Origin of the sequence: Pectobacterium polaris (genome assembly GCF_002307355.1) — a bacterium.
In the GTDB taxonomy this organism is placed as follows: domain Bacteria; phylum Pseudomonadota; class Gammaproteobacteria; order Enterobacterales; family Enterobacteriaceae; genus Pectobacterium; species Pectobacterium polare.
In genome coordinates this window covers 454,817-478,112 of sequence record NZ_CP017481.1, presented here as the reverse complement: position 1 = coordinate 478,112, position 23,296 = coordinate 454,817, and the positions used below count along the sequence as shown (strand labels likewise).

Sequence of the window (23,296 nt, the reverse complement as noted above, 5' to 3'; positions counted from 1 at the left end):
TTATCACGTTCGATGACGGCTTATTTAGCGATCTTCTTGTATTTGATGCGGTGTGGTTCCAGCGCATCGGCACCCAGCGTACGCTTCTTGTACTCTTCGTACTCAGTAAAGTTGCCTTCGAAGAATTCCACTTTACCTTCGTCCTGATAATCCAGAATGTGCGTTGCGATACGGTCGAGGAACCAACGGTCATGCGAGATCACCATGGCACAGCCAGGGAATTCCAGCAGGGCGTTTTCCAGCGCGCGCAGAGTTTCGATATCCAGGTCGTTGGTTGGTTCATCGAGCAGCAGCACGTTGCCGCCTACCTGCAACAGTTTCGCCAGATGCAGGCGGCCGCGTTCACCACCGGACAGCTCGCCAACGCGTTTGCCCTGATCAACCCCTTTGAAGTTGAAACGGCCAACGTAAGCGCGGCTTGGCATTTCGGTGTTGCCGATACGCATGATGTCCTGCCCGCCAGACACTTCTTCCCAGACGGTTTTGCTGTTGTCCATCGAATCACGGAACTGGTCGACTGACGCCAGTTTCACCGTTTCACCCAGCTCAATCGTGCCGCCATCCGGCTGTTCCTGACCGGACATCATGCGGAACAGGGTTGATTTACCAGCACCGTTCGGGCCGATAATGCCGACAATTGCGCCTTTCGGTACGGAGAAAGAAAGCCCGTCGATGAGCTGACGTTCGCCGTAAGACTTGCTGAGGTTGGAAACTTCCACCACTTTATCGCCGAGACGAGCACCTGGCGGAATAAACAGTTCGTTGGTTTCGTTACGTTTCTGGTATTCGGTGTTGTTCAGCTCTTCAAAGCGTGCCAGACGTGCCTTACCTTTGGACTGACGGCCTTTAGCGCCTTGACGCACCCACTCCAGCTCTTTCTCAATGGATTTACGGCGTGCCGCTTCCTGAGACGCTTCCTGTGCCAGACGCTGATCTTTCTGCTCCAGCCAGGAAGAGTAGTTGCCTTCCCACGGAATACCTTCGCCACGGTCGAGCTCCAGAATCCAGCCCGCGACGTTATCGAGGAAGTAACGGTCGTGGGTAATCGCCACCACGGTGCCCTCGAAATCGTGCAGGAAGCGTTCGAGCCAGGCGACAGATTCGGCATCCAGGTGGTTGGTTGGTTCGTCGAGCAGCAGCATGTCCGGCTTTTCCAGCAGCAGACGGCACAGCGCCACGCGGCGACGTTCACCCCCGGACAGGGTAGCGATTTTCGCATCCCACTCCGGCAAGCGCAGCGCATCGGCGGCACGTTCTAGCTGGTTGTCCAGGTTATGACCGTCGTGTGCCTGAATGGTCTCTTCCAACCGGCCTTGTTCTGCGGCCAATTTATCGAAGTCTGCATCCGGCTCAGCATAGAGCGCATAGACTTCATCAAGACGCTTCAGTGCGGTCACGACTTCAGACACCGCTTCTTCCACGGATTCACGAACGGTGTGCTCCGTGTTTAACTGCGGTTCCTGCGGCAAATAGCCGATTTTGATTCCAGGTTGTGGGCGAGCTTCGCCCTCGATGTCCGTATCAATGCCAGCCATAATACGCAACAGCGTTGATTTACCGGCTCCGTTCAGACCCAGCACGCCGATCTTGGCACCGGGGAAAAAACTGAGGGAGATGTTTTTCAGAATGTGACGCTTCGGCGGTACGACCTTACCGACGCGATGCATGGTATAAACATATTGAGCCACGTTGCGACTTCGCCTCTCTCTTATCTCTATGATTTGTCACCATAAGCGGGTGACCATATGTAGCACTGTGTTACCTAATACTAAATCGCTGCTAAGGAAATACCCTGGCAGCGGATCGATTATTCTAAGCGCATTACCCTAAGTATGAAGTGTAGCGGTTTTCAGCCTGTGATCCCAGCTATCCGGCGATTTGCCATGGCCGATCTGAGACGTAGGCCCGCGTGATGAATTTCAGAATCGGTTTGCGGATCGGCATATCGTTGTCTGGCATGATGTGCCACACTGGATCTGCCCGATAGGATAGGGGTATCGATACGATGAAGGATGCCGATAGCAAGTTCGATAACGGATGAGGTTAATGCAGGTGATAAAAGCGGGTCATTGGTGGTACGCCGTTTCGGCGATATGTCTGGCTGGGTTTTCCGGCCATGTGCTGGCGGATTCTCTGGACGAACAGCGTCAGCGCTATCAGCAGGTTAAGCAAGCATGGGACAGCAACCAGATGGACACGGTCGCGCAGCTGATGCCAACGCTGCGCAGTTACCCACTTTATCCTTATCTTGAATACCGTTCGCTCACGCAGGACCTGAGTCAGGTCAGCGCGACGCAGGTAAAACAGTTTATGGCAACGCACCCGACGCTGCCGCCCGCCCGTAACCTGACGACCAGCTTTGTGAATGAACTGGCGCGTCGTCAGGATTGGATCGGACTGCTGGCATTTAGCCCCCAGCCACCGAAGCCAGTCAGCGCCCGCTGTAACTTTTATTATGCCCAGTGGGCAACCGGTCAGCGTCAGGGCGTGTGGGAAGCCACGCGTGATATCTGGCTGACAGGGCGCTCGCTCCCTACCGTGTGCGATAAACTCTTCTCCGTCTGGCAGCAGGCCGGCGAGCAGACGCCGCTAACAACGCTGGAACGCGTGCGTCTGGCGATGGACGAAGGTAGCGGCAGTCTGGTGAGCTATCTCATCAAGCAGCTACCCGACGATTATAAAACGATGGGCGATGCGCTGCTGAAACTCCAGAACGATCCGAATTCGCTGGAGAGTTTCGCTCGGACCGTTGGACCAACAGATTTCACCCGTAAAGTCACGCTGTCGGCCTTTACGCGCACGGCGCGTCAGGATGCCGATAATGCCCGTTCGATGCTGCCGGTCATTGCCCGTTTGCAGAAAATGAGCGCGGCAGAACGTCAGGAGATGGAAGAAACGATTGCCTGGCGTTTGATGGGCAACGATGCCACGCCAGAGCAGGCGCAGTGGCGGGATGGCGTGGTGCGGCAGAGCACGTCGACCACGTTGCTGGAACGCCGCGTGCGTATGGCATTGGGGCAGGCGATCGTCAGGGGCTAACAAGCTGGATGGCGCGTTTACCGGCGGATGCGTTACAGAAAGACGAATGGCGCTACTGGCGTGCGGCAGCATTGTTGGATCAGGGCAAACGGCAGGAAGGCGAGACGCTATTACGCAGCCTGATGCAGGAACGCGGGTTCTATCCGATGGCAGCGGCGCAGAAACTGAACGAGCGCTATCCCATGACTATCATGGCGGCGGTTAAGCCGGATCCTTCTCTGTCTCAGCTACCGGAAATCACTCGCGTGCGGGAGTTGATGTTCTGGCAGATGGATAATCTGGCGCGCAGCGAATGGGTCGGGCTGGTGGCGAATCGTAGCAAGCCGCAGCAGGAAGCACTGGCTCGCTATGCGTTTGAACAGCGCTGGGCGGATTTGAGCGTGCAGGCGACGATTGTCGCGAAGCTGTGGGATCATCTGGAAGAGCGTTTCCCGCTGGCCTGGAACGATGAATTCCGCCGTGAAACGCAGGGGAAAGGCATTAGTCAGAGCTATGCGATGGCGATTGCTCGTCAGGAAAGCGCCTGGAACCCGAAAGCACGTTCCCCGGTTGGTGCATCGGGCCTGATGCAGTTGATGCCCGCGACGGCGCAGCATACGGCCAAAATGAGCAATATCACGTTCTATACGAACAGCAGCCAGTTGTTCGATCCCGAAACTAATATCTTGTTAGGGACGAGCTATCTGGAGTATGTGTACCAGACATTTGGCCGTAACCGCATTCTGTCTTCCGCGGCTTATAATGCTGGGCCATCGCGTGTGAATACCTGGCTGAGAAACAGCGCCGGGCGTATCGATCCTGTTGCGTTTATCGAAAGTATTCCGTTTTCGGAAACACGGGGTTACGTGAAAAATGTGCTGGCGTATGACGTCTTCTATCGCTATTTCCTGAACCAGCCAGCCAGTGTGCTGACGGATGCGGAATGGCAGCGGCGTTATTGAGACGTGGCGTTGCGCTCGTTGCCTGAAATTGTGTTATGCTGCCGTACTAGTTAAATAGTATGGCAGCCCGTTATGACTCCGTTATCGCTGATCGACCCGGCACTTTCTGAACAAGACAATGAGCACTGGTTACGCTTTGTCGCGCTATTGCAGCAGTCTATTGCGGAAGATCTTCAATTGCCGCTGCTCCAACTCCTGCTAACGCCGGATGAGCGTACTGCGTTAGGAACGCGGGTGCGAATTATACAGGAGCTAATGCGGGGTGAAATGAGCCAGCGTGAGCTGAAAAGCGAGTTAGGTGCGGGTATTGCGACGATTACGCGCGGTTCAAACAGTTTGAAAGCCGCGCCCCCCGCGTTAAAAAGCTGGCTGGAAGCGCAGTTGCTGTCGACAGATAAACCGTTGGGTGACAACGCGTAACGGTTACTGTGTCGTTGTCTGAACGGGAATCTGGTAGATCGGGTTATGGAACGGTACCAGTGCCAGCAGCAATGCCTGATGATACACGCTAGTGCGTGATAATTTGCCGTCGGTGAAGACGCCGATGGCACCACCTTTATGCTTGATATTCTGAACGCCTGTCAAACGTTCCATTTCATCGCCTAATTCCCGCCCTTCACGGATACCATGTAATATACTTTCTGGAAGAACCAGGCTTGCGGAACGTGATTCGCCGCGCAGGTGAGCATTTTCGATCACCATCCAGGCGAACGTCATGCTTTCTTCAATGCCTGCTTCGACACCGACCCAAAAGTCGGCTTCTGGACGCACCTGGCGCGCCATCATGACGCGGTTTCTTGCGCCTGTACGGGTTTCGAGAGAGCCGAGAGGCTGGCGCGGGACGCCACTGTCGACGTCAACGCCTTCGATGCGGCAGTTTTCTGCACCAAAGACATCGGTGAATGCCAGAGTAATAGCCTTAATCTTTGCCGGGTTGGTAGTTGCAGCAACAACGTGATACATAACAGTTTCGTACCTTTAGTTAATTTGACGCAGTATAACGGAAAATAACCATGTTACAGGTATATCTTGTTCGCCACGGCGAAACGGAATGGAATGTGGCTCGACGTATTCAAGGTCAATCGGACAGTGCGCTGACGCCAAGAGGTGAGCAACAGGCACAGCAAGTTGCTGAAAGAATCAGGACGTTAGGGATTACGCATATTTTTACCAGCGATCTCGGAAGAACGCGTCAGACGACAGAAATCATCGCTAAATCTTGTGGTGATTGCCAGATAATCCTGGAGCCTGGGTTACGTGAGTTGAATATGGGCGTCTTAGAAGCCCGCGATTTGGATTCGCTGACCGCCGAGGAAGAAAAGTGGCGTAAAGGGCTGGTGGATGGCACACCTGATGGCCGCATCCCGGAAGGCGAATCGATGGTTGATGTGGCATTGCGCATGCACGGTGTTCTGGAACGTTGTCTGGCGTTGCCTGCGGGAAGTCGTCCTTTGCTGGTTAGCCACGGTATGGCGCTGGGGTGCTTGCTGAGTACGGTTCTGGGGTTACCCGCATCGGCTGAACGGCGACTGCGCCTGCGTAACTGTTCCCTGTCGCGCATTGATTATCAGCAAAGCCCGTGGCTGGCACCGGGATGGGTAGTGGAAACGGCCGGAGATATTTCGCATTTGGATATTCCGGCACTGGATGAATTACAGCGCTGAGAGCGGCTCGGTATGCTGGATAGGGATAAAATACTCGCAGCGGATGATTGCGGGTATTTCCCCGTCTGCATCACGACTAGGGTGAAAACGCTCGGCATCGAATCCTTTGCGGCGCGTAAGTTGGAAGGTCGGCAGACAGGTGTCATACAGGCTGATAATAAAATCCTGTAACTCGTCTGTCGGTCCTTCAAAAACAAACATCGCATAGTCGCCGCCCGGTAGCGTGATGGGCTCGCCAGTGTGGATATCATCGGGCAGATACTGTGGCTCCAGCGCGGTGGTGTAGAGCACTGCGTGCTCGTCGTCTTTCTCTTTACTTGGCTGTGAATGATGTAGCCCGTAAAGTACTGGTGGGACGCAGCGGGTTTCTCCTAAAAACTGACGCCAATAGTGGACGCGAATTTCCGTACGGAAGTTACAAATCTGCTCCAAGCGACAGGTATAGGTTTGCGTTAGGCCAATAAGTTGCGTTTCTGGCAAGGTGACAAACTGTGGCTGTGGCAGGGTAAATGCACCAAGCCGGATCGGCGGACGAATGCCGAAAGTATTCCAATTATCGGAACGACGATAAGACGCTGGCGTTTGGGCAAACTGCTTTTTAAACGCGCGGGTAAACGTCTGTTGTGAATCGAAACGGTATTGCAGGGCAATATCAAGGATAGGGCGACTGGTCAGGCAGAGTGCAACCGCCGCTTTGGTCAATCTCCGCGCTCGGATATATGAACCAATGGCATGGCCCGTCACATCTTTGAACATTCTTTGCAGATGCCACTTGGAATAACCCGCTTTCGCCGCCACATTATCGAGTGATAGCGGCTGGTCGAGATGGCTTTCCAGCCAGTTAAGCAAGTCACGTATGATACCGGCTTGATCCATAATCTTCCTCATCAAACACATTGAGCGCGAGCGTATTGAGATCCCGCATCATAGCAATATTTTCACTTTGGTACTGCCGAAGATTTTTGAAAATGTTCCGCAGGTAATTTGGATAAGGAGGGAGATTATAGCGGTTTATTTTGCTCATCCCCTTTTTAATTGTGGTTATTAACCGTTTGTTATGAATTGTCACAGGACCTGAAATATGAACATAAAGCGCATCGTGGGAGCGGGTCTGCTATTGCTATCTACCGCCGGCGTTGTCAGTGCGGAAGAAGTGGGATCTGTCGATACGGTCTTTAAGCTACTGGGGCCGGATCATAAGATCGTAGTGGAAGCGTTTGACGATCCGGATGTACCAAACGTGACCTGCTACATTAGCCGAGCCAAAACAGGCGGAATCAAGGGCGGGTTAGGGCTGGCGGAGGACACGGCGGACGCCGCGATTTCCTGTCAGCAGGTTGGGACGATTACGCTGTCCGATAAAATCAAAAACGGTGGCGATCGCGGATCTGTGGTGTTCCAGAAAAGAACATCGTTGGTTTTCAAGAAGTTGCAGGTCGTGCGGTTTTACGATCAAAAGCGTAACTCGCTGATCTATCTCGCTTACTCTGATCGCTTAGTCGATGGTTCGCCGAAGAATGCGCTAAGTGCGGTGCCGGTTATGCCGTGGGGAAAGAGTGAGTAACGTGCAGTAAGAAGGGAAAACAGCCGGAACAGAAGCCTGTTCCGGCTGAGGGAATTAATTTTCCAGATCGCCGCAGAAACGGTAACCTTCGCCGTGGATCGTCGCGATGATTTCTGGCGTATCAGCCGTAGATTCAAAGTGCTTGCGGATACGACGGATGGTGACGTCAACGGTACGGTCATGCGGCTTAAGCTCGCGACCCGTCATTTTCTTCAGCAATTCCGCACGGGATTGAATCTTGCCCGGGTTTTCGCAGAAGTGCAGCATGGCGCGGAATTCACTGCGCGGCAGCTTGTATTGTTCGCCAGCCGGGCTAATCAGAGAACGGCTATTGATGTCCAGTTCCCAGCCGTTGAAGCGATAGCTTTCCACCAGACGACGCTCTTCAGTGCCACTGCCCAGATTCATGGTACGTGACAGCAGGTTACGGGCGCGGATCGTCAATTCACGTGGGTTGAACGGTTTGGTGATGTAGTCATCCGCACCGATTTCCAGACCGAGGATCTTATCGACCTCATTGTCGCGGCCGGTGAGGAACATCAAGGCAACGGTGGCTTGCTCGCGCAATTCACGTGCCAGCAACAGGCCGTTCTTTCCTGGCAGGTTGATGTCCATGATCACCAGATTGATGTCATTCTCAGACAAAATGTGGTGCATTTCTGCGCCATCAGTGGCTTCGTGAACAACGTATCCTTCCGCCTCAAAAATGCTTTTGAGGGTATTACGAGTTACTAGCTCGTCTTCAACAATAAGAATGTGCGGCGTCTGCATGTTTGCTACCTAAAATTGCCAACTTAAATTATAGAAATCGGAAGTACAGAAGTCGCTGTCATACCCTGCTGGCCCGCTGGCTACAACGCCAGTTATTCCGGGTATTTCCCTGGAGCTTACCGAGGTAAACTACGCTCTCGCTCAACGTCAGACTCAAGTACGTAAATGCGTTACTGGTGTTCATTCTCTACCCGCTTAGAGGTACTGCTAGCGGGTGAGCGTGGCGCTAATTTAACTGCGCTCAAAGTGGCGCACAGTTTAACCTTATTAACAGCAACATAACAGTAAGCACAGATTTTGCCTGCTGATAAATCTACGGTTCTGTTGACATATATCAAATTTCATTTTAGCACGTTAACTATTTTGTGATAAACACTTATAGGATTGCCAGTTTACGTCACAATTTAGCACTTTTTATGAACGATTTAGCATAGCAAATGCCAATAATCATAATTGGCGCTACACAGTCGCTGGTAGTTTTATAACTTATTGAAATAAAATAATTTACCTTATTTTTATTAGGGTTTTATCTTCCCGCCCACTTTTTGGACTCACCGATGTTTCCGACCGAAGGCTGCGTTGATGCCGGAAATGTTGTTGGTTTATTGTTAAGTTTTCACCGTGATACTCAACAAACTGTCGTTATCAATAAATCGTCGTCATCAATAAATTGTTATCGATTACAGGGCCGCGTTGTTTGGCGAGCAGATAAACTATTGCTAAAACGCATGTAACCCATACTGAGGAGTCTATGCAGTTTCATATTATTTTGGTTGAGCCCGCTCGGGCTGAAAATGTAGGAGCGGCCGCTCGTGCGATGAAAACGATGGGGTTCAGCAGCTTGCGTATTGTCGGCAGCACGGTACATCAAGAGCCCGCCGCCCGCTGGGTGGCGCACGGCTCAGGCGATATTCTGGATAACGTGCAGGAGTTTTCCACGCTGGCTGAAGCACTGGCAGATGTCGATTTTACGGTCGCGACCACCGCGCGCAGTCGGGCGAAATATCACTATTACTGTACGCCAGTGGAACTGACTGGTGTATTGCAGGAGAAAGTTCAATGGATGGCGTCTGCGGCGCTGGTGTTTGGCCGGGAAGATGTTGGCCTGACGAATGAAGAACTCGAACTGGCGGATGTGTTGACTGGTGTGCCAATGAAAGCGGATTATCCCTCGCTGAATCTTGGTCAGGCGGTGATGGTGTATTGTTACCAACTGGCTGAACTCATGCAGGTCAAACCGGAAGCAACGCAGCCAGCAGTGGCGGGGCAACTGTCGGCGCTGCGCGATCGTATGGATCGGCTACTGGTTAATCTGGCGGTTGAGGACGATGAAAAACTGCGGGACTGGTTGCATCAGCGGCTGGGACGTTTAGAGCAACGCGATACGGCGATGCTCCATCGCTTGCTACACGACATTGAAAAAAGATTGCCGAAATAAGATAGCAGAGATGGCTTTTTTGGCAGTCGAACATCTTGAGTCACGTATTTTGACAACGGTTTGTCCGGCTTATTTCTGTTTAGGCAGTGGGTTGAGCGGCAGGACTTTTTCCTTTGGCGAGAAGAAAAAAAAGAAATCCGTTGACTTCAAAGGGCGATTGGCCTAACTAATAGGGCAGATAACTCTACTTCTAATGAGATTCAATTTTAGCATGCGCACTATCAGCCTAATCACCACGATTATTACCATCACCGATACAACCAGTAACGGTGCGGGCTGACGCATATAAAGATTCCAGAAAAAGCCCGCACCGAACAGTGCGGGCTTTTTTTTTATGGCAGGTTATCCAAAACGCCGTCTGTAAGCGGCATACAAAAAACGCTTCCGGCGTTTGGTTGGCAGAAATTCAGGAGAACAGATAAAAATGCGAGTGTTGAAATTTGGCGGGACTTCAGTAGCGAATGCGGAGCGTTTTGCACGCGTTGCCGACATTATCGAGAACAACGCGCGCCAGGGACAGGTGGCTACCGTATTGTCCGCTCCGGCGAAAATTACCAACCATCTGGTTGCCATGATTGAGAAAACCGTCGCCGGACAAGATATCCTGCCTCATTTAAATGACGCCGAAACGATCTTTTCTTCGCTGCTGCAAGGTCTTGCAGCGTCTCAACCCGGCTTTGACCATGCCCGCCTGAAGGCATTTGTGGATCAGGAATTTGCACAGCTGAAACACGTTCTGCACGGCATCGCGCTGCTGGGCCAGTGCCCTGACAGCGTGAACGCTGCGATCATCTGCCGAGGGGAAAAACTGTCTATCGCCATCATGGAAGCGGTCTTTCAGGCACGCGGCTATGGGGTCTCCGTTATCAACCCGGTCGAGAAGCTGCTGGCGCAGGGACACTATCTTGAATCCACCGTAGATATCACGGAATCGACTCGCCGCATCGCTGAAAGCGCCATCCCGAAAGATCATGTGATCCTGATGGCGGGCTTTACTGCCGGTAATGATAAAGGTGAACTGGTTGTGCTGGGCCGCAACGGTTCTGACTATTCCGCTGCGGTACTGGCTGCGTGTTTGCGTGCTGACTGTTGTGAGATCTGGACCGATGTGGACGGTGTTTATACCTGCGATCCGCGTCAGGTGCCGGACGCTCGATTATTGAAATCGATGTCCTATCAGGAGGCGATGGAGCTGTCCTATTTCGGCGCCAAAGTCCTCCACCCTCGCACCATCGCACCTATCGCCCAGTTCCAAATTCCCTGCCTCATCAAAAACACCGAAAATCCTCAGGCTCCTGGCACGCTCATCGGCATGGACAGCACGGATACCCAGTATCCGGTGAAAGGCATTACCAACCTGAACAACATGGCGATGATTAACGTGTCCGGCCCTGGCATGAAAGGCATGGTCGGCATGGCAGCGCGCGTGTTTGCCGCGATGTCGCGCGCGGGTATTTCTGTTGTTCTGATTACGCAGTCATCCTCCGAATACAGCATCAGCTTCTGCGTGTCGCAAAACGAACTGGCGCGCGCCAGAAAAACGCTGGAAGACGAATTCTATCTGGAACTGAAAGAAGGCGTGTTAGAGCCGCTGGATGTGATGGAACGTCTGGCCATCATCTCTGTGGTGGGCGATGGCATGCGTACGCTGCGCGGCCTGTCTGCTCGTCTATTCTCGGCATTGGCGACGGCAAATATCAATATCGTGGCTATCGCGCAGGGCTCGTCTGAGCGCTCTATCTCTGTCGTGGTGAACAACGATGTCGCCACCACTGGCGTACGCGTTGCCCACCAGATGCTGTTTAACACCGATCAGGTGATCGACGTATTTGTTATCGGCGTCGGCGGCGTGGGTGGCGCACTGCTGGATCAGATCCACCGTCAGCAGCCGTGGCTGAAAGACAAGCATATCGACCTGCGCGTGTGTGGGATCGCCAACTCCAAAGCGATGCTGACCAACATTAACGGCATCTCGATGGAAAACTGGCATGAAGAGCTGGGTAAAGCCCGCGAGCCGTTTAATCTGGGCCGTCTGATCCGTTTGGTTAAAGAATACCATCTGCTGAACCCGGTGATCGTTGACTGTACCTCGAATCAGGCCGTGGCCGATCAGTACGTGGATTTCCTGGCCGACGGTTTCCATGTCGTGACGCCAAACAAGAAAGCCAACACGGGGTCGATGAACTATTATCACCAACTGCGCAGTGCCGCAGCGAAATCCCGTCGCCGTTTCCTGTATGACACCAACGTCGGTGCCGGCCTGCCAGTGATTGAGAACCTGCAAAACTTGCTGAATGCGGGTGATGAGCTGATTCGCTTTACCGGTATTCTCTCTGGCTCGCTGTCCTTTATTTTCGGTAAACTCGATGAAGGTATGTCGCTGTCAGAAGCGACCACGCAGGCGAAAGAAAAAGGCTATACCGAACCCGATCCGCGTGACGATCTGTCCGGTATGGACGTGGCGCGTAAGCTGCTGATTCTGGCGCGTGAAGCGGGTTATCAGCTTGAACTGGGCGATATTGAAGTGGAATCCGTTCTGCCTGCCAGCTTTGATGCTTCCGGCGATGTCGCCAGCTTTATGCAGCGCCTGCCAACGGCAGACGACGAGTTTGCCAGCCGTGTTGCACAAGCGCGTGATGAAGGTAAAGTGTTGCGCTATGTCGGCGTGATTGAAGAAGGCCGCTGTAAGGTCAAGATCAGTGCGGTTGGCGGCAACGATCCGCTGTTTAAAGTCAAAGATGGCGAGAATGCGCTGGCATTCTACAGCCGTTATTATCAGCCACTGCCGCTCGTGTTGCGCGGTTATGGCGCGGGTAACGATGTTACCGCTGCTGGTGTGTTCGCAGATCTGCTGCGCACCTTGTCATGGAAGTTGGGAGCATAATTATGGTTAAGGTGTATGCACCTGCATCAATCGGTAACGTCAGCGTCGGGTTTGATGTGCTGGGTGCGGCCGTCTCGCCAGTAGACGGCTCATTGCTGGGGGATTGCGTCTCTGTCGAAGCCGCCGATCTGTTTAGCCTGCGTAGTGAAGGGCGCTTTGTTAGCAAGCTGCCCGACAACCCGAAAGAAAACATTGTGTATCAATGTTGGGAACTGTTCTGTCAGGAAATTGGCAAAACCGTGCCAGTGGCGATGACGCTCGAAAAGAACATGCCGATTGGTTCCGGGCTCGGTTCCAGCGCCTGTTCTGTCGTCGCCGGGCTGATGGCGATGAACGAATTTTGCGGTAAGCCGCTGGATGATACCCGTCTGCTGAAACTGATGGGTGAGCTGGAAGGGCGCATTTCTGGTAGCGTTCACTACGATAACGTGGCTCCGTGTTTCCTCGGCGGTGTCCAACTGATGCTGGAAGAGAACGGCATCATCAGCCAACCTGTGCCGTCATTCGATGATTGGCTGTGGGTCATGGCGTATCCGGGGATTAAAGTCTCCACTGCTGAAGCGCGCGCGATTCTGCCTGCGCAATATCGTCGTCAGGATTGCATCAGCCACGGCCGTTATCTGGCCGGCTTTATCCACGCTTGCCATACTGGGCAGGCTGAGCTGGCGGCGAAACTGATGAAGGATGTCATCGCGGAACCTTATCGGACGAAACTGCTGCCCGGCTTTGCCGCCGCTCGCCAGGCTGCTGAAGATATCGGGGCGCTGGCTTGCGGTATTTCCGGCTCTGGTCCGACGTTATTCTCCATCTGCAACGACATGGCGAGCGCACAGCGTCTGGCCGACTGGCTGCGGGATAACTATTTGCAGAACGATGAAGGTTTTGTTCATATTTGCCGTCTTGATACGACTGGCGCACGAAAACTGGGATAATGCATGAAACTGTACAACCTTAAAGATCATAACGAGCAGGTCAGCTTTGCTCAGGCTATCAAGCAAGGGCTGGGTAGCCAACAGGGGCTGTTCTTCCCGCTGGAACTGCCGGAATTTGAGCGCACCGAAATTGACGCCCTGCTGGATCTGGATTTTGTCACCCGCAGCAGCCGTATTCTGTCTGCGTATATTGGCGACGAGATCGCGGCTGAAACCGTGTTCGAGCGTGTGAAAGCCGCCTTTGCATTCCCTGCACCTATCGCGCCAGTTGCGGAAGATGTCGCTGCGCTGGAGCTGTTTCACGGTCCGACGCTGGCCTTTAAAGACTTCGGCGGCCGCTTTATGGCGCAAATGCTGACGGAAGTGTCTGGCGATGAAAAAATCACTATTCTGACGGCGACCTCTGGCGACACCGGTGCCGCTGTGGCGCACGCCTTTTACGGTCTGGAAAATGTCCGCGTCGTGATTTTGTATCCGCAGGGCAAGATCAGCCCGTTGCAGGAAAAACTGTTCTGTACGCTGGGTGGCAACATTCACACCATCGCTATCGACAGCGATTTCGATGCCTGTCAGGCGTTGGTGAAAAAGGCGTTTGATGATGAAGAACTGAAAAAGGCGATTGGCCTGAACTCAGCGAACTCCATCAACATCAGCCGTCTGCTGGCGCAAATCTGCTACTACTTTGAAGCTGTTGCACAGCTGCCGCAGGAAGCCCGTAACCAACTGGTCGTTTCTGTACCGAGTGGTAACTTCGGCGATCTGACGGCTGGCCTGCTGGCGAAATCGTTGGGTCTGCCGATTAAGCGCTTCATCGCGGCGACTAACGCCAATGACACGGTACCGCGCTTCCTGATCAATGGAAAATGGGAACCGAATAAAACGGTGGCAACGTTATCCAACGCGATGGACGTAAGCCAGCCGAACAACTGGCCGCGTGTGGAAGAGCTGTTCCGCCGTAAGAACTGGCAGTTGAAAACGCTGGGCTTTGGTGCGGTGAGCGATGAGACTACGAAAGAAACTATGCATGAGCTGGATGCGCTAGGCTATCTCTCAGAGCCGCATGCTGCGATTGCTTACCGTTTGCTGCGCGATCAGCTGCAAGCCGGTGAGTTCGGTCTGTTCCTGGGCACGGCACACCCGGCGAAATTCAAGGAAAACGTAGAAGACATTCTGGGCAAAAAGCTGGATCTGCCGGAAGCGCTGGCTGAGCGCGCCGATCTGGATCTGCTGTCGCACTACTTCCCGGATGATTTCGCGAAGCTGCGTGAGTTCCTGATGTCACTGCCAGAATAAATCGATTGAAAGGGCGGAATACTCCGCCCTGTTTCCCTTCTTTTGTTTACTGTTCGTGGCGCTTAAACACCAGCTCGTCAGCCGAAGATTCTGCTGCTTCGAAGCCGTAACCTTCCAGATTAAACGCTTTCAACTGCTCCGGTTGAGTCAGGCGGTTTTGAATAATGAAGCGACTCATCAGACCGCGCGCTTTCTTGGCGTAGAAACTGATCACCTTGAACTTACCGTTTTTCTCATCCAAAAAGACGGGTTTGATCAGACGGGCATTAAGCTTTTTCGGTTTAACAGCTTTGAAATATTCGTCCGATGCCAGATTAACCAGCACATCGTCGCCTTGATCGCGCAACGCCTGATTCAGCTTTTCAGTAATGGTGTCGCCCCAGAAACTGTAGAGATCTTTACCGGCTTTATTTTCCAGCTTGGTGCCCATTTCCAGCCGATACGGCTGCATCAAATCCAGCGGACGCAACACGCCATACAGACCTGACAGCATACGCAGATGCTGCTGGGCGAAATCGAAATCATCCTCGCTGAAATCTTCTGCGGCCAATCCGGTATAGACGTCGCCCTTAAACGCCAGCAGCGCCTGACGCGCGTTCTCCTGCGTGAAATCCGGCTGCCAATCGCTAAAGCGGCCTGCATTCAGGTCAGCCAGTTTATCGCTGATGCTCATCAGATAAGCGATCTGTGCTGGCGTCAGTTTTTTACACACGCCAATCAACTGGCTGGAATAGTCCAAAAGTTCCGGCTGGGTATAACGCGTCGTTGCCAAAGGACTGGTGTAGTCGAGCGTTTTTGCGGGTGAAATAGTAATAAGCATGCGCCATGTCCTGTCGGTCTGATTTCTGATGAGCCTACTATAGCAAGAACGCAGTAAGAAAACGGCGATAGCTATAATACGCCTCGTCTTTCACGCCTCAGTGCGTTCGGGAAGGGGAAAATATGGCGTCTTATCGGCGTGTAACCGCTGTTGCAGGGGCGAGTGGGAAAAGGCTGGCTTGCACGGGAAAGTGCGCGTGTTATTATCAGATTTCGGCGCAAAACAGATGGCCACCAGATTAGATAACAAGTCGATTCATATACGAGCTATTTTCATTCACGAGCACCACGTATAAACAACGAGACATGCCAACATGACGGATAAACTGACTTCCCTACGCCAACTGACCACGGTTGTTGCTGATACCGGCGATATTGCGGCAATGAAACTGTACCAGCCGCAAGATGCGACCACTAACCCTTCACTGATTCTGAACGCTGCGCAAATTCCTGAATACCGCAAGCTTATCGACGAGGCAATTGCCTGGGCGCGTGAGCAGAGCAGCGATCGCAAACAGCAGGTCGTGGATGCCACGGATAAACTGGCGGTCAATATCGGTCTCGAAATTTTAAAATTGATCCCAGGCCGCATCTCCACAGAAGTGGATGCGCGTTTGTCTTATGACACCGAAGCCAGCGTGGCGAAGGCAAAACACCTGATCAAGCTGTACAACGACGCAGGCATCAGCAACGAGCGCATCCTGATTAAACTGGCTTCCACCTGGCAGGGCATCCGCGCGGCGGAGCAGCTGGAAAAAGAAGGCATCAACTGTAACCTGACGCTGCTGTTCTCCTTTGCACAGGCGCGCGCTTGTGCTGAAGCGGGCGTGTTCCTGATTTCTCCGTTCGTTGGTCGTATTCTTGACTGGTACAAAGCCAATGGCGATAAGAAAGAATTCGCGCCGCATGAAGATCCAGGCGTGGTTTCCGTTAGCGAAATCTACGACTACTACAAAGAGCACGGTTATGAAACCGTCGTGATGGGTGCGAGCTTCCGTAACGTCGGTGAGATTCTGGAACTGGCCGGTTGTGACCGCCTGACGATTGCACCTGCTCTGCTGAAAGAGCTGTCAGAAAGCGAAGGCGAGATCGTCCGCAAGCTGTCTTACGTCGGTGAAGTGAAAGTCCGTCCGGCGAAAATGACGGAAGCTGAGTTCTACTGGCAGCACAACCAGGATCCAATGGCGATTGATAAGCTGGCCGATGGGATCCGTAAGTTTGCTATCGACCAGGAAAAACTGGAAAAGATGATTGCAGATTTACTGTAAGCATTCTGCTGATAAAAATAGCCGGGAATTCCGGCTATTTTTTTGTCTGTAGTACGGCGTTGTAACGGGAATCGGGCTATTTCGCCGTCGCGTTACGGGTTTTCTTCGCGATATAAAGATTATCATCGGCACGCTTCATGACCTCGCTGAGATCTTCCCCAGCGATATAGTATTCAACCAGCCCAATACTGACCGTCAGCCTGATAGCCCCAGCGGCTGTTTCACAAGGTGTGTCACTAACACGTTCTCTTGCTTTGTCCACGATGGTGTACGCATCGTCTAATCCGATATTCGGTAAGACGATCGCAAATTCATCGCCGCCAATCCGGCCAAAAATATCTTCACGGCGAAATGATTTCTTGAAGGTGTCGGCAACAAACTTCAACGCATCATCCCCGACGCTATGGCCAAAGCTATCATTCACCTGCTTAAAGTAGTCGATGTCGATCAGAATGACGCTAACGGGGCGCTTGGTCAGGTTGGCGATACTAAAGGCTTTATTGGCGGCCAGAAAGAACGCGTCTCGCCGTAAATAACCGGTGAGATCGTCATATCGCGCGATGATGGGTAATTCCACCAAATATTTTTTCGTCAGCACGTACAGCAGGCTGCCTAAAATAGCGAAGAGCATCACGCTGCCAGTAATAACGAGAAGTGAGGACAGGGAAAACAGTGTCTGGACAAATGATGGCGGTGGATTTTCTGACGTCGTTCTTATCCAGATACCCAGCAATTCATCGGTTGGCGACAGAATAGGGAAAATAATTGTCAGCGTGTTTTTACCTGCATAGTCCCCGATCGAGGGCAGTTTATTTTGGCAGGTGCGAATAACGGCCATATCGTTGAAGTTGAGATCGGAAGAGGAAAGCTTGTTTATGCATTCGCTACGCGAATCCCGCGTGTTAAAGGCAAATGTTCTGGTACGTGACAATAAATAAGTACCGGATTGCCGAATCATATCGCTTTCTGTTACTTCACCGCTGTTGGTGTAGGAACCGTAGGTTTTGATCGCGGTATCGAGATTTATCCGTTCTGTTTTCCAAGTCGACTTGTTGGCTTCATGCATAATAATGATGGTGAAGATAAAAGAAATCGCCCCGAACAGAAGAAAAGCGTATGTCGGATGGGCAAAAAGTTTAAGTATCTTATACTTAAGATCGTTCATGGCGACTTCCTTGATAGGGCTTTTTTACTTATTGTGATACTAAAGAAGTGCTTTAATTTTATCATATTATTTGATTTAACGTGATGTTCTGTCGTGGTGGATATCATCCTTTTCTCTTTAATCTATCGGCTTATTTCACCTGCTCTTAATAGGTAGGCGATCTTTTTTATTCGCCAGCTATTCTTAAATTTTAATTGCGTCGCGTTATTATTAATTTAAGTTATCCTTTAATTTTTTTGAGACGCTATTTAATAATTATTATCAAATGTCATGCCGCACTCGCGTGAGATAACGAACATCGTGTGAATTTCCTCATGAGAGCTAATTGTTTGCTAAAAGTCGTCAATATCCTGATAAAATTGGTGTTTTGTTTAAACTGAGGTGCTTATGAACGTATTGCGTATTGGCTTGGTCTCTGTATCCGATCGCGCTTCCGGCGGGGTTTATCAGGATAAAGGCATCCCAGGACTGGAATCCTGGCTCCGCAGCGCTCTGACCACGCCTTTTGAAGTGGAAACCCGGCTGGTGCCGGATGAACAGCCGATGATTGAACAAACGCTGTGTGAACTGGTTGATGAACGCGGCTGTCATCTGGTGCTGACAACTGGAGGAACAGGGCCCGCACGTCGTGATGTCACGCCGGATGCCACGATGGCCGTTGCCGATCGAGAAATGCCAGGGTTTGGCGAACAAATGCGTCAGATTAGTCTGCGCTTCGTTCCTACTGCGATTCTTTCCCGTCAGGTGGGCGTGCTGCGTAAACAGGCGCTGATTCTTAATCTTCCAGGACAACCCAAATCAATTAAGGAAACGTTGGAAGGCTTAAAAGATGCAGATGGCAAGGTGATTGTGGCCGGTATTTTTGCCAGCGTACCGTATTGTATCCAGCTGCTGGAAGGCCCTTATATTGAAACCAATGCGGATGTGGTAGCAGCTTTTCGCCCTAAAAATGCCGTGCGCGAAATAAAAGACTGAAGTTAGGCGATTTGAAACATAAGATTCAGCTTTGCTGGTGTATAAAAATTTTGCCGCTATAGTAATTTCTACTTTACACACTGCGGTGATGTTTTTCTCACTCTGGCAATGCACGGTAACTTATGACTCAGGATCAACACGCCCATCCTCGCCGATTGAACCGGCAGGACTATAAAACGCTGTCTCTGGCTGCGCTGGGTGGCGCGTTAGAGTTTTACGATTTTATTATTTTCGTCTTCTTTGCCGCCGTGATTGGCGACCTCTTTTTCCCACCAGATATTCCTGAATGGCTGCGGCAGGTACAGACGTTCGGTATTTTCGCCGCAGGCTATCTGGCCCGCCCGCTTGGGGCATCATCATGGCCCACTTTGGCGACAAGAGCGGACGTAAGAAAATGTTCAGCCTGAGCATATTGCTGATGGCGTTACCGACGCTGGCAATGGGCTTGCTGCCGACCTATGAAGCTATTGGCATTGCGGCCCCGCTTTTACTGCTGTTAATGCGCGTGCTGCAAGGTGCCGCAATCGGTGGGGAAGTCCCCGGCGCATGGGTCTTCGTTGCGGAGCATGTGCCTCGCGCCCGTATTGGGTTTGCCTGCGGTACGCTGACTGCCGGCTTGACGATGGGAATTCTGTTGGGTTCGCTGATCGCGACGTTGCTGAACACGGTGCTCACGCCAGAGCAGATGTCGGGCGGCGGCTGGCGTCTGCCGTTCTTTATTGGCGGGGTATTCGGTCTTGTCGCTATGTATCTGCGCCGTTGGTTGCAGGAAACCCCCATTTTTATGGAAATGCGTGAGCAGAAAAAGCTGGCGGAAGAGCTGCCGCTGAAATCTGTCGTCTTAAATCATAAACGTGCGGTTGTGGTTTCCATGCTGCTGACCTGGCTGCTGTCTGCGTGCATTGTCGTCGTGATTCTGATGGCACCGACCTACCTGCAAAAAGTTCACGGCATTCCTGCTGCGCTGGCATTGCAGGCGAACTGTCTGGCAACGATTGCGCTGATGGTTGGCTGCGTCGGCGCGGGGTTACTCGTTGACCGCTTCGGTGCCAGCAAGCTGTTTATTGTGGGTAGCCTGTCGCTGGCTGCCTGTAGCTGGTTCTTTTATAGCTCGGCGGCAAGCAGTACGACGTTGCTCTTTGTCAGCTATGCGATTGTGGGGCTCAGCGTTGGTGTGGTGGGCGGCGTACCGTATGTCATGGTGCGGGCGTTCCCGGCGGCGGTGCGGTTCTCTGGGATTTCTTTTTCCTACAACGTTTCCTACGCTATTTTCGGTGGCCTGACGCCCGTTTTCGTGACGCTGATTATGAAGGCGACGCCGATGGCTCCGGCCTTCTATGTTCTGACGCTGGCTGCCGTGGGATTGCTGTTGGGTATTTATTTGCAACGCGATCTGGATGCGGAATCGCGTGCTTCGGCCGATAGCGACGCGCGCGATCGTTCGCCCGTCGAGGTTTAAGCCCGCTGTTATCAGAAAATAGCACGTCATCAAAAACAAACGAGCCCTGTCAATCTGACAGGGCTCGTTAGCATGTAACGCAGTACTTATATTACGTCAGAACTTAGTGAGACGCGCCACGAGCACCAATTGGCAGTACGGTGCGGCCAAACTTCTCGTTCAGCACTTCAGCCATGGCCAGATAAATCGCGCTAGCGCCACAGATGATGCCTTCGTAACCCGCGAAGGTCAGCAGTGCGTGGTTGCCAGTAAAGTTACCCACGGCCAGCAGCGCAAACAGCACGGTCAGGCTGCCGAAGACAAATTGCAGGGCGCGGTTAGTGCCGAAGGTGCCGAAGAACATAAACAGCGTGAAGACGCCCCACAGGCCAAGGAACACGCCAAGGAACTGCGCATCGCTGGCTTCCGCCAGACCCATTTTTGGCAGCATGAGAATGGCAACCAGCGTCAGCCAGAATGCGCCATAAGACGTAAATGCGGTCACGCCAAACGTATTCCCTTTTTTATATTCCAGCAGGCCAGCCAGAATCTGGGCGATGCCGCCGTAGAAAATACCCATGCTGAGAATGATGGAAGAAAGTGGGAAAAAGCCTGCGTTGTGCAGGTTCAACAGAATAGTGGTCATCCCGAAGCCCATCAGTCCTAATGGACCAGGATTTGCCAACGTGTTCGTGCTCATAAATCCTCTGCAATAACAGATTATTAATAGTCCCTTCGCGTCGGGCGCGGCATTAAGGTTAGCGAGTGCGCCAATCACGTTGGGATAGGTGTCGTTTAGGTGTTATTGCCAGCCATTATGTAGGGAAATGTCCCCATTTCTGTGGCGGGCGCGGCATCATATCGGGCGTTTGGAACGGACACAACATGGGGACGGCAGAATAGTTTGATCGTACGAGGGATAAAGGTCATTTTTTTTCATCTTCCCCCTTGATGATAGAAATGTTGGCCCCATCTTATTTCCAACCGAAACAGTTTGACCTGCCGCAAAGGCGTGTGTCGGGCCGTTACATCGGTGGTTAGCATGAAAATGAAACGTGTGCTGCTGATGAAAAACGAGGGTGTGTCGTTGGAAAACGAGAAATCTTGTTGAAAAATGGCATTTCGCCCGCACAGTAGGTTTAACCACCACACCGAATATGACTTTTTAGTGGAGATGTTTAGATGGGTAAGATTATTGGTATCGACCTGGGTACAACCAACTCTTGTGTCGCGATTATTGACGGTACTCAGGTAAAAGTACTGGAAAATAGCGAAGGCGATCGCACCACGCCTTCAATCATTGCTTATACGCAAGATGGTGAAACTCTGGTTGGCCAACCGGCTAAACGTCAGGCAGTGACCAACCCGAAAAATACACTGTTTGCTATCAAGCGCCTGATTGGCCGTCGTTTCAAAGACGAAGAAGTTCAGCGTGATGCCAACATCATGCCGTACAAAATCATCGCGGCAGATAATGGCGATGCATGGCTGGAAGTGAAAGATCAGAAAATGGCTCCGCCGCAGATTTCAGCTGAAGTGCTGAAAAAAATGAAGAAAACGGCGGAAGACTATCTGGGTGAGACGATCACCGAAGCGGTTATCACCGTACCCGCTTACTTCAACGATGCGCAGCGTCAGGCAACCAAAGATGCTGGCCGTATCGCGGGTCTGGAAGTCAAACGTATCATCAACGAACCAACCGCAGCAGCGCTGGCGTATGGTCTGGATAAAGAAGTCGGTAACCGCACTATCGCCGTTTACGACCTGGGCGGCGGTACGTTCGATATTTCCATCATCGAAATCGACGAAGTTGATGGCGAAAAAACCTTTGAAGTTCTGGCGACCAACGGTGACACCCACCTGGGTGGCGAAGACTTCGATAGCCGCATGATCAACTATCTGGTTGACGAATTTAAGAAAGAGCAAGGTTTCGACCTGCGCAACGATCCACTGGCCATGCAGCGTCTGAAAGAAGCCGCAGAAAAAGCCAAGATCGAGCTGTCTTCTGCACAGCAGACCGACGTTAACCTGCCGTACATCACGGCGGACGCTACTGGTCCTAAGCACCTGAACATCAAAGTGACGCGTGCGAAACTGGAATCACTGGTAGAAGAGCTGGTAAACCGTTCTCTGGAACCGCTGAAAGTGGCGTTGCAGGATGCTGGCCTGTCCGTTTCTGAAATTCAGGACGTGATTCTGGTTGGTGGTCAGACGCGTATGCCTCTGGTACAGAAGAAAGTCGCTGACTTCTTCGGTAAAGAGCCACGTAAAGACGTGAACCCGGACGAAGCCGTTGCTATCGGTGCTGCGGTTCAGGGCGGTGTCTTGTCGGGTGACGTGAAAGACGTTCTGCTGCTGGACGTAAGCCCGCTGTCTCTGGGTATCGAAACCATGGGCGGCGTGATGACTCCGCTGATCGCCAAAAACACGACGATCCCGACTAAACACAGTCAGGTGTTCTCGACGGCGGAAGACAACCAGTCTGCGGTAACGATCCATGTTCTGCAGGGTGAGCGTAAGCGTGCGCATGACAACAAATCTCTGGGTCAGTTTAACCTGGATGGTATTCAGGCTGCGCCGCGCGGTATGCCACAGATCGAAGTGACCTTCGACATCGACGCCGACGGTATCCTGCACGTTTCCGCGAAAGACAAAAACAGCGGCCGCGAGCAGAAAATCACTATCAAGGCATCTTCTGGTTTGAACGAAGAAGAAATCCAGAAAATGGTACGTGATGCAGAAGCGAATGCGGAATCTGACCGTAAGTTTGAAGAGCTGGTTCAGGCTCGTAACCAGGGCGATCACCTGCTGCACAGCACGCGTAAGCAGCTGGAAGAAGTGGGCGACAAACTGGCCGCTGATGATAAAACTGCGATTGACGATGCACTGAAAGCGCTGGAAAGCGCGCTGAAAGGCGAAGACAAAGCAGAAATCGAAGCGAAAATTCAGGCGCTGGTTCAGGTTTCTGGCAAGCTGCTGGAAGCGTCTCAGCCACAGCCAGGTGCTGAAGGTGCCGCTGATGATGCCTCTGCTCGTCGCGACGACGATGTCGTTGATGCTGAGTTTGAAGAAGTCAAAGATAAAAAGTAATCGCCCTTGAGCGGG

General features: G+C 52.3%; 18 protein-coding genes, 2 pseudogenes and 1 other annotated feature. Of the genes and pseudogenes, 13 read left to right on the top strand and 7 right to left on the bottom strand.

All coding sequences use genetic code 11. From position 1 onward, the window contains the following. Nucleotides 1-20 precede the first annotated feature (20 nt). Nucleotides 21-1,688, bottom strand: coding sequence for an energy-dependent translational throttle protein EttA (gene ettA / locus BJJ97_RS02125; RefSeq protein WP_072012442.1), 1,668 nt, complete (start codon nucleotides 1,686-1,688; stop codon nucleotides 21-23). 358 nt (nucleotides 1,689-2,046) lie between these two features. Between ettA and sltY the strand changes: the two are divergent. Continuing rightward, a pseudogene (gene sltY / locus BJJ97_RS02120) lies at nucleotides 2,047-3,980 on the top strand (murein transglycosylase). A gap of 72 nt (nucleotides 3,981-4,052) precedes the next feature. Beyond that, nucleotides 4,053-4,400: a trp operon repressor gene (trpR, locus tag BJJ97_RS02115; RefSeq protein ID WP_039487173.1), complete on the top strand. Its 348-nt coding sequence runs from the start codon at nucleotides 4,053-4,055 to the stop codon at nucleotides 4,398-4,400. Nucleotides 4,401-4,403: 3 nt separating this feature from the next. Here the strand turns inward: trpR and yjjX are convergent, their stop codons facing one another. Beyond that, the gene (yjjX, locus tag BJJ97_RS02110; protein WP_039487172.1) at nucleotides 4,404-4,943 is read right to left on the bottom strand and encodes an inosine/xanthosine triphosphatase; all 540 of its coding nucleotides are present in this window, start codon (nucleotides 4,941-4,943) and stop codon (nucleotides 4,404-4,406) included. A 50-nt stretch (nucleotides 4,944-4,993) separates the two neighbouring features. Between yjjX and gpmB the strand changes: the two genes are divergently transcribed. Beyond that, a complete protein-coding gene (gpmB, locus tag BJJ97_RS02105; protein WP_095700672.1) occupies nucleotides 4,994-5,644 on the top strand; it encodes a 2,3-diphosphoglycerate-dependent phosphoglycerate mutase GpmB in 651 nt (216 codons plus the stop codon). Here the strand turns inward: gpmB and robA are convergent. After that, on the bottom strand, nucleotides 5,633-6,520 hold the full coding sequence (gene robA / locus BJJ97_RS02100; RefSeq protein WP_095992938.1) for an MDR efflux pump AcrAB transcriptional activator RobA: 888 nt from the start codon (nucleotides 6,518-6,520) through the stop codon (nucleotides 5,633-5,635). The genes gpmB and robA overlap by 12 nt on opposite strands. A 205-nt stretch (nucleotides 6,521-6,725) precedes the next feature. Here robA and creA point away from each other — a divergent pair, with 205 nt between their 5' ends. Further along, on the top strand, nucleotides 6,726-7,208 hold the full coding sequence (gene creA / locus BJJ97_RS02095; protein WP_095992937.1) for a protein CreA: 483 nt from the start codon (nucleotides 6,726-6,728) through the stop codon (nucleotides 7,206-7,208). Nucleotides 7,209-7,262: 54 nt separating this feature from the next. On the opposite strand, the gene arcA is transcribed toward creA, so the two are convergent. Continuing rightward, nucleotides 7,263-7,979, bottom strand: a complete 717-nt coding sequence (arcA, locus tag BJJ97_RS02090) for a two-component system response regulator ArcA (RefSeq protein WP_010300511.1) — start codon at nucleotides 7,977-7,979, stop codon at nucleotides 7,263-7,265. Between the two features lie 751 nt (nucleotides 7,980-8,730). Here arcA and BJJ97_RS02085 point away from each other — a divergent pair. The 5 genes from BJJ97_RS02085 to thrC all read left to right on the top strand — a co-directional run bounded on the left by BJJ97_RS02085 (nucleotide 8,731) and on the right by thrC (nucleotide 14,526). Beyond that, the gene (locus BJJ97_RS02085; RefSeq protein WP_095992936.1) at nucleotides 8,731-9,417 is read left to right on the top strand and encodes a tRNA/rRNA methyltransferase; all 687 of its coding nucleotides are present in this window, start codon (nucleotides 8,731-8,733) and stop codon (nucleotides 9,415-9,417) included. Nucleotides 9,418-9,610: 193 nt separating this feature from the next. Continuing rightward, on the top strand, nucleotides 9,611-9,697 hold the full coding sequence (gene thrL, locus BJJ97_RS22440) for a thr operon leader peptide (RefSeq protein ID WP_072012441.1): 87 nt from the start codon (nucleotides 9,611-9,613) through the stop codon (nucleotides 9,695-9,697). Then, nucleotides 9,636-9,751: a sequence feature (Thr leader region), on the top strand. It overlaps the preceding gene by 62 nt. 90 nt (nucleotides 9,752-9,841) lie before the next feature. Next, on the top strand, nucleotides 9,842-12,301 hold the full coding sequence (thrA, locus tag BJJ97_RS02075) for a bifunctional aspartate kinase/homoserine dehydrogenase I (RefSeq protein WP_039545789.1): 2,460 nt from the start codon (nucleotides 9,842-9,844) through the stop codon (nucleotides 12,299-12,301). A gap of 2 nt (nucleotides 12,302-12,303) precedes the next feature. After that, entirely contained in the window at nucleotides 12,304-13,233 is a 930-nt protein-coding gene (gene thrB / locus BJJ97_RS02070) for a homoserine kinase (RefSeq protein ID WP_095992935.1), read from the top strand. A 3-nt stretch (nucleotides 13,234-13,236) separates the two neighbouring features. Further along, the gene (gene thrC / locus BJJ97_RS02065) at nucleotides 13,237-14,526 is read left to right on the top strand and encodes a threonine synthase (RefSeq protein WP_095992934.1); all 1,290 of its coding nucleotides are present in this window, start codon (nucleotides 13,237-13,239) and stop codon (nucleotides 14,524-14,526) included. Between the two features lie 46 nt (nucleotides 14,527-14,572). Here the strand turns inward: thrC and yaaA are convergent, their stop codons facing one another. Next, nucleotides 14,573-15,346 (bottom strand): peroxide stress protein YaaA, encoded by a 774-nt coding sequence (gene yaaA, locus BJJ97_RS02060; RefSeq protein ID WP_095992933.1) that lies wholly within the window; start codon nucleotides 15,344-15,346, stop codon nucleotides 14,573-14,575. A 313-nt stretch (nucleotides 15,347-15,659) separates the two neighbouring features. On the opposite strand from yaaA, the gene tal reads away from it, so the two are divergent. Continuing rightward, nucleotides 15,660-16,613: a transaldolase gene (gene tal, locus BJJ97_RS02055; RefSeq protein WP_039487153.1), complete on the top strand. Its 954-nt coding sequence runs from the start codon at nucleotides 15,660-15,662 to the stop codon at nucleotides 16,611-16,613. Nucleotides 16,614-16,689: 76 nt separating this feature from the next. Here tal and BJJ97_RS02050 read toward each other — a convergent pair whose 3' ends face one another. Then, nucleotides 16,690-17,778 carry a GGDEF domain-containing protein gene (locus tag BJJ97_RS02050; protein ID WP_095992932.1) on the bottom strand — a complete coding sequence of 363 codons (1,089 nt, stop codon included), beginning with the start codon at nucleotides 17,776-17,778 and terminating at the stop codon, nucleotides 16,690-16,692. Nucleotides 17,779-18,165: 387 nt separating this feature from the next. Here BJJ97_RS02050 and mog point away from each other — a divergent pair, with 387 nt between their 5' ends. Both mog and BJJ97_RS02040 read left to right on the top strand, forming a co-directional pair. Beyond that, nucleotides 18,166-18,753, top strand: coding sequence for a molybdopterin adenylyltransferase (gene mog / locus BJJ97_RS02045; RefSeq protein ID WP_095992931.1), 588 nt, complete (start codon nucleotides 18,166-18,168; stop codon nucleotides 18,751-18,753). Nucleotides 18,754-18,875: 122 nt separating this feature from the next. After that, nucleotides 18,876-20,212, top strand: a pseudogene (locus BJJ97_RS02040) (MFS transporter). Between the two features lie 103 nt (nucleotides 20,213-20,315). On the opposite strand, the gene satP reads toward BJJ97_RS02040, so the two are convergent. Further along, nucleotides 20,316-20,891 (bottom strand): acetate uptake transporter, encoded by a 576-nt coding sequence (satP, locus tag BJJ97_RS02035; RefSeq protein WP_039487144.1) that lies wholly within the window; start codon nucleotides 20,889-20,891, stop codon nucleotides 20,316-20,318. 482 nt (nucleotides 20,892-21,373) lie between these two features. On the opposite strand from satP, the gene dnaK reads away from it, so the two are divergent. Further along, on the top strand, nucleotides 21,374-23,281 hold the full coding sequence (gene dnaK, locus BJJ97_RS02030) for a molecular chaperone DnaK (RefSeq protein ID WP_095700662.1): 1,908 nt from the start codon (nucleotides 21,374-21,376) through the stop codon (nucleotides 23,279-23,281). Nucleotides 23,282-23,296 lie beyond the last annotated feature (15 nt).

Coding starts and splice junctions, on each gene's coding strand:
- dnaK (WP_095700662.1), top strand. CDS start 21,374: ATGGGTAAGATTATTGGTATCGACCTGGGTACAACCAACTCTTGTGTC.
- mog (WP_095992931.1), top strand. CDS start 18,166: ATGAACGTATTGCGTATTGGCTTGGTCTCTGTATCCGATCGCGCTTCC.
- thrB (WP_095992935.1), top strand. CDS start 12,304: ATGGTTAAGGTGTATGCACCTGCATCAATCGGTAACGTCAGCGTCGGG.
- creA (WP_095992937.1), top strand. CDS start 6,726: ATGAACATAAAGCGCATCGTGGGAGCGGGTCTGCTATTGCTATCTACC.
- BJJ97_RS02050 (WP_095992932.1), bottom strand. CDS start 17,778: ATGAACGATCTTAAGTATAAGATACTTAAACTTTTTGCCCATCCGACA.
- gpmB (WP_095700672.1), top strand. CDS start 4,994: ATGTTACAGGTATATCTTGTTCGCCACGGCGAAACGGAATGGAATGTG.
- arcA (WP_010300511.1), bottom strand. CDS start 7,979: ATGCAGACGCCGCACATTCTTATTGTTGAAGACGAGCTAGTAACTCGT.
- thrA (WP_039545789.1), top strand. CDS start 9,842: ATGCGAGTGTTGAAATTTGGCGGGACTTCAGTAGCGAATGCGGAGCGT.
- tal (WP_039487153.1), top strand. CDS start 15,660: ATGACGGATAAACTGACTTCCCTACGCCAACTGACCACGGTTGTTGCT.
- yjjX (WP_039487172.1), bottom strand. CDS start 4,943: ATGTATCACGTTGTTGCTGCAACTACCAACCCGGCAAAGATTAAGGCT.
- yaaA (WP_095992933.1), bottom strand. CDS start 15,346: ATGCTTATTACTATTTCACCCGCAAAAACGCTCGACTACACCAGTCCT.
- thrL (WP_072012441.1), top strand. CDS start 9,611: ATGAGATTCAATTTTAGCATGCGCACTATCAGCCTAATCACCACGATT.
- BJJ97_RS02085 (WP_095992936.1), top strand. CDS start 8,731: ATGCAGTTTCATATTATTTTGGTTGAGCCCGCTCGGGCTGAAAATGTA.
- satP (WP_039487144.1), bottom strand. CDS start 20,891: ATGAGCACGAACACGTTGGCAAATCCTGGTCCATTAGGACTGATGGGC.
- robA (WP_095992938.1), bottom strand. CDS start 6,520: ATGGATCAAGCCGGTATCATACGTGACTTGCTTAACTGGCTGGAAAGC.
- trpR (WP_039487173.1), top strand. CDS start 4,053: ATGACTCCGTTATCGCTGATCGACCCGGCACTTTCTGAACAAGACAAT.
- thrC (WP_095992934.1), top strand. CDS start 13,237: ATGAAACTGTACAACCTTAAAGATCATAACGAGCAGGTCAGCTTTGCT.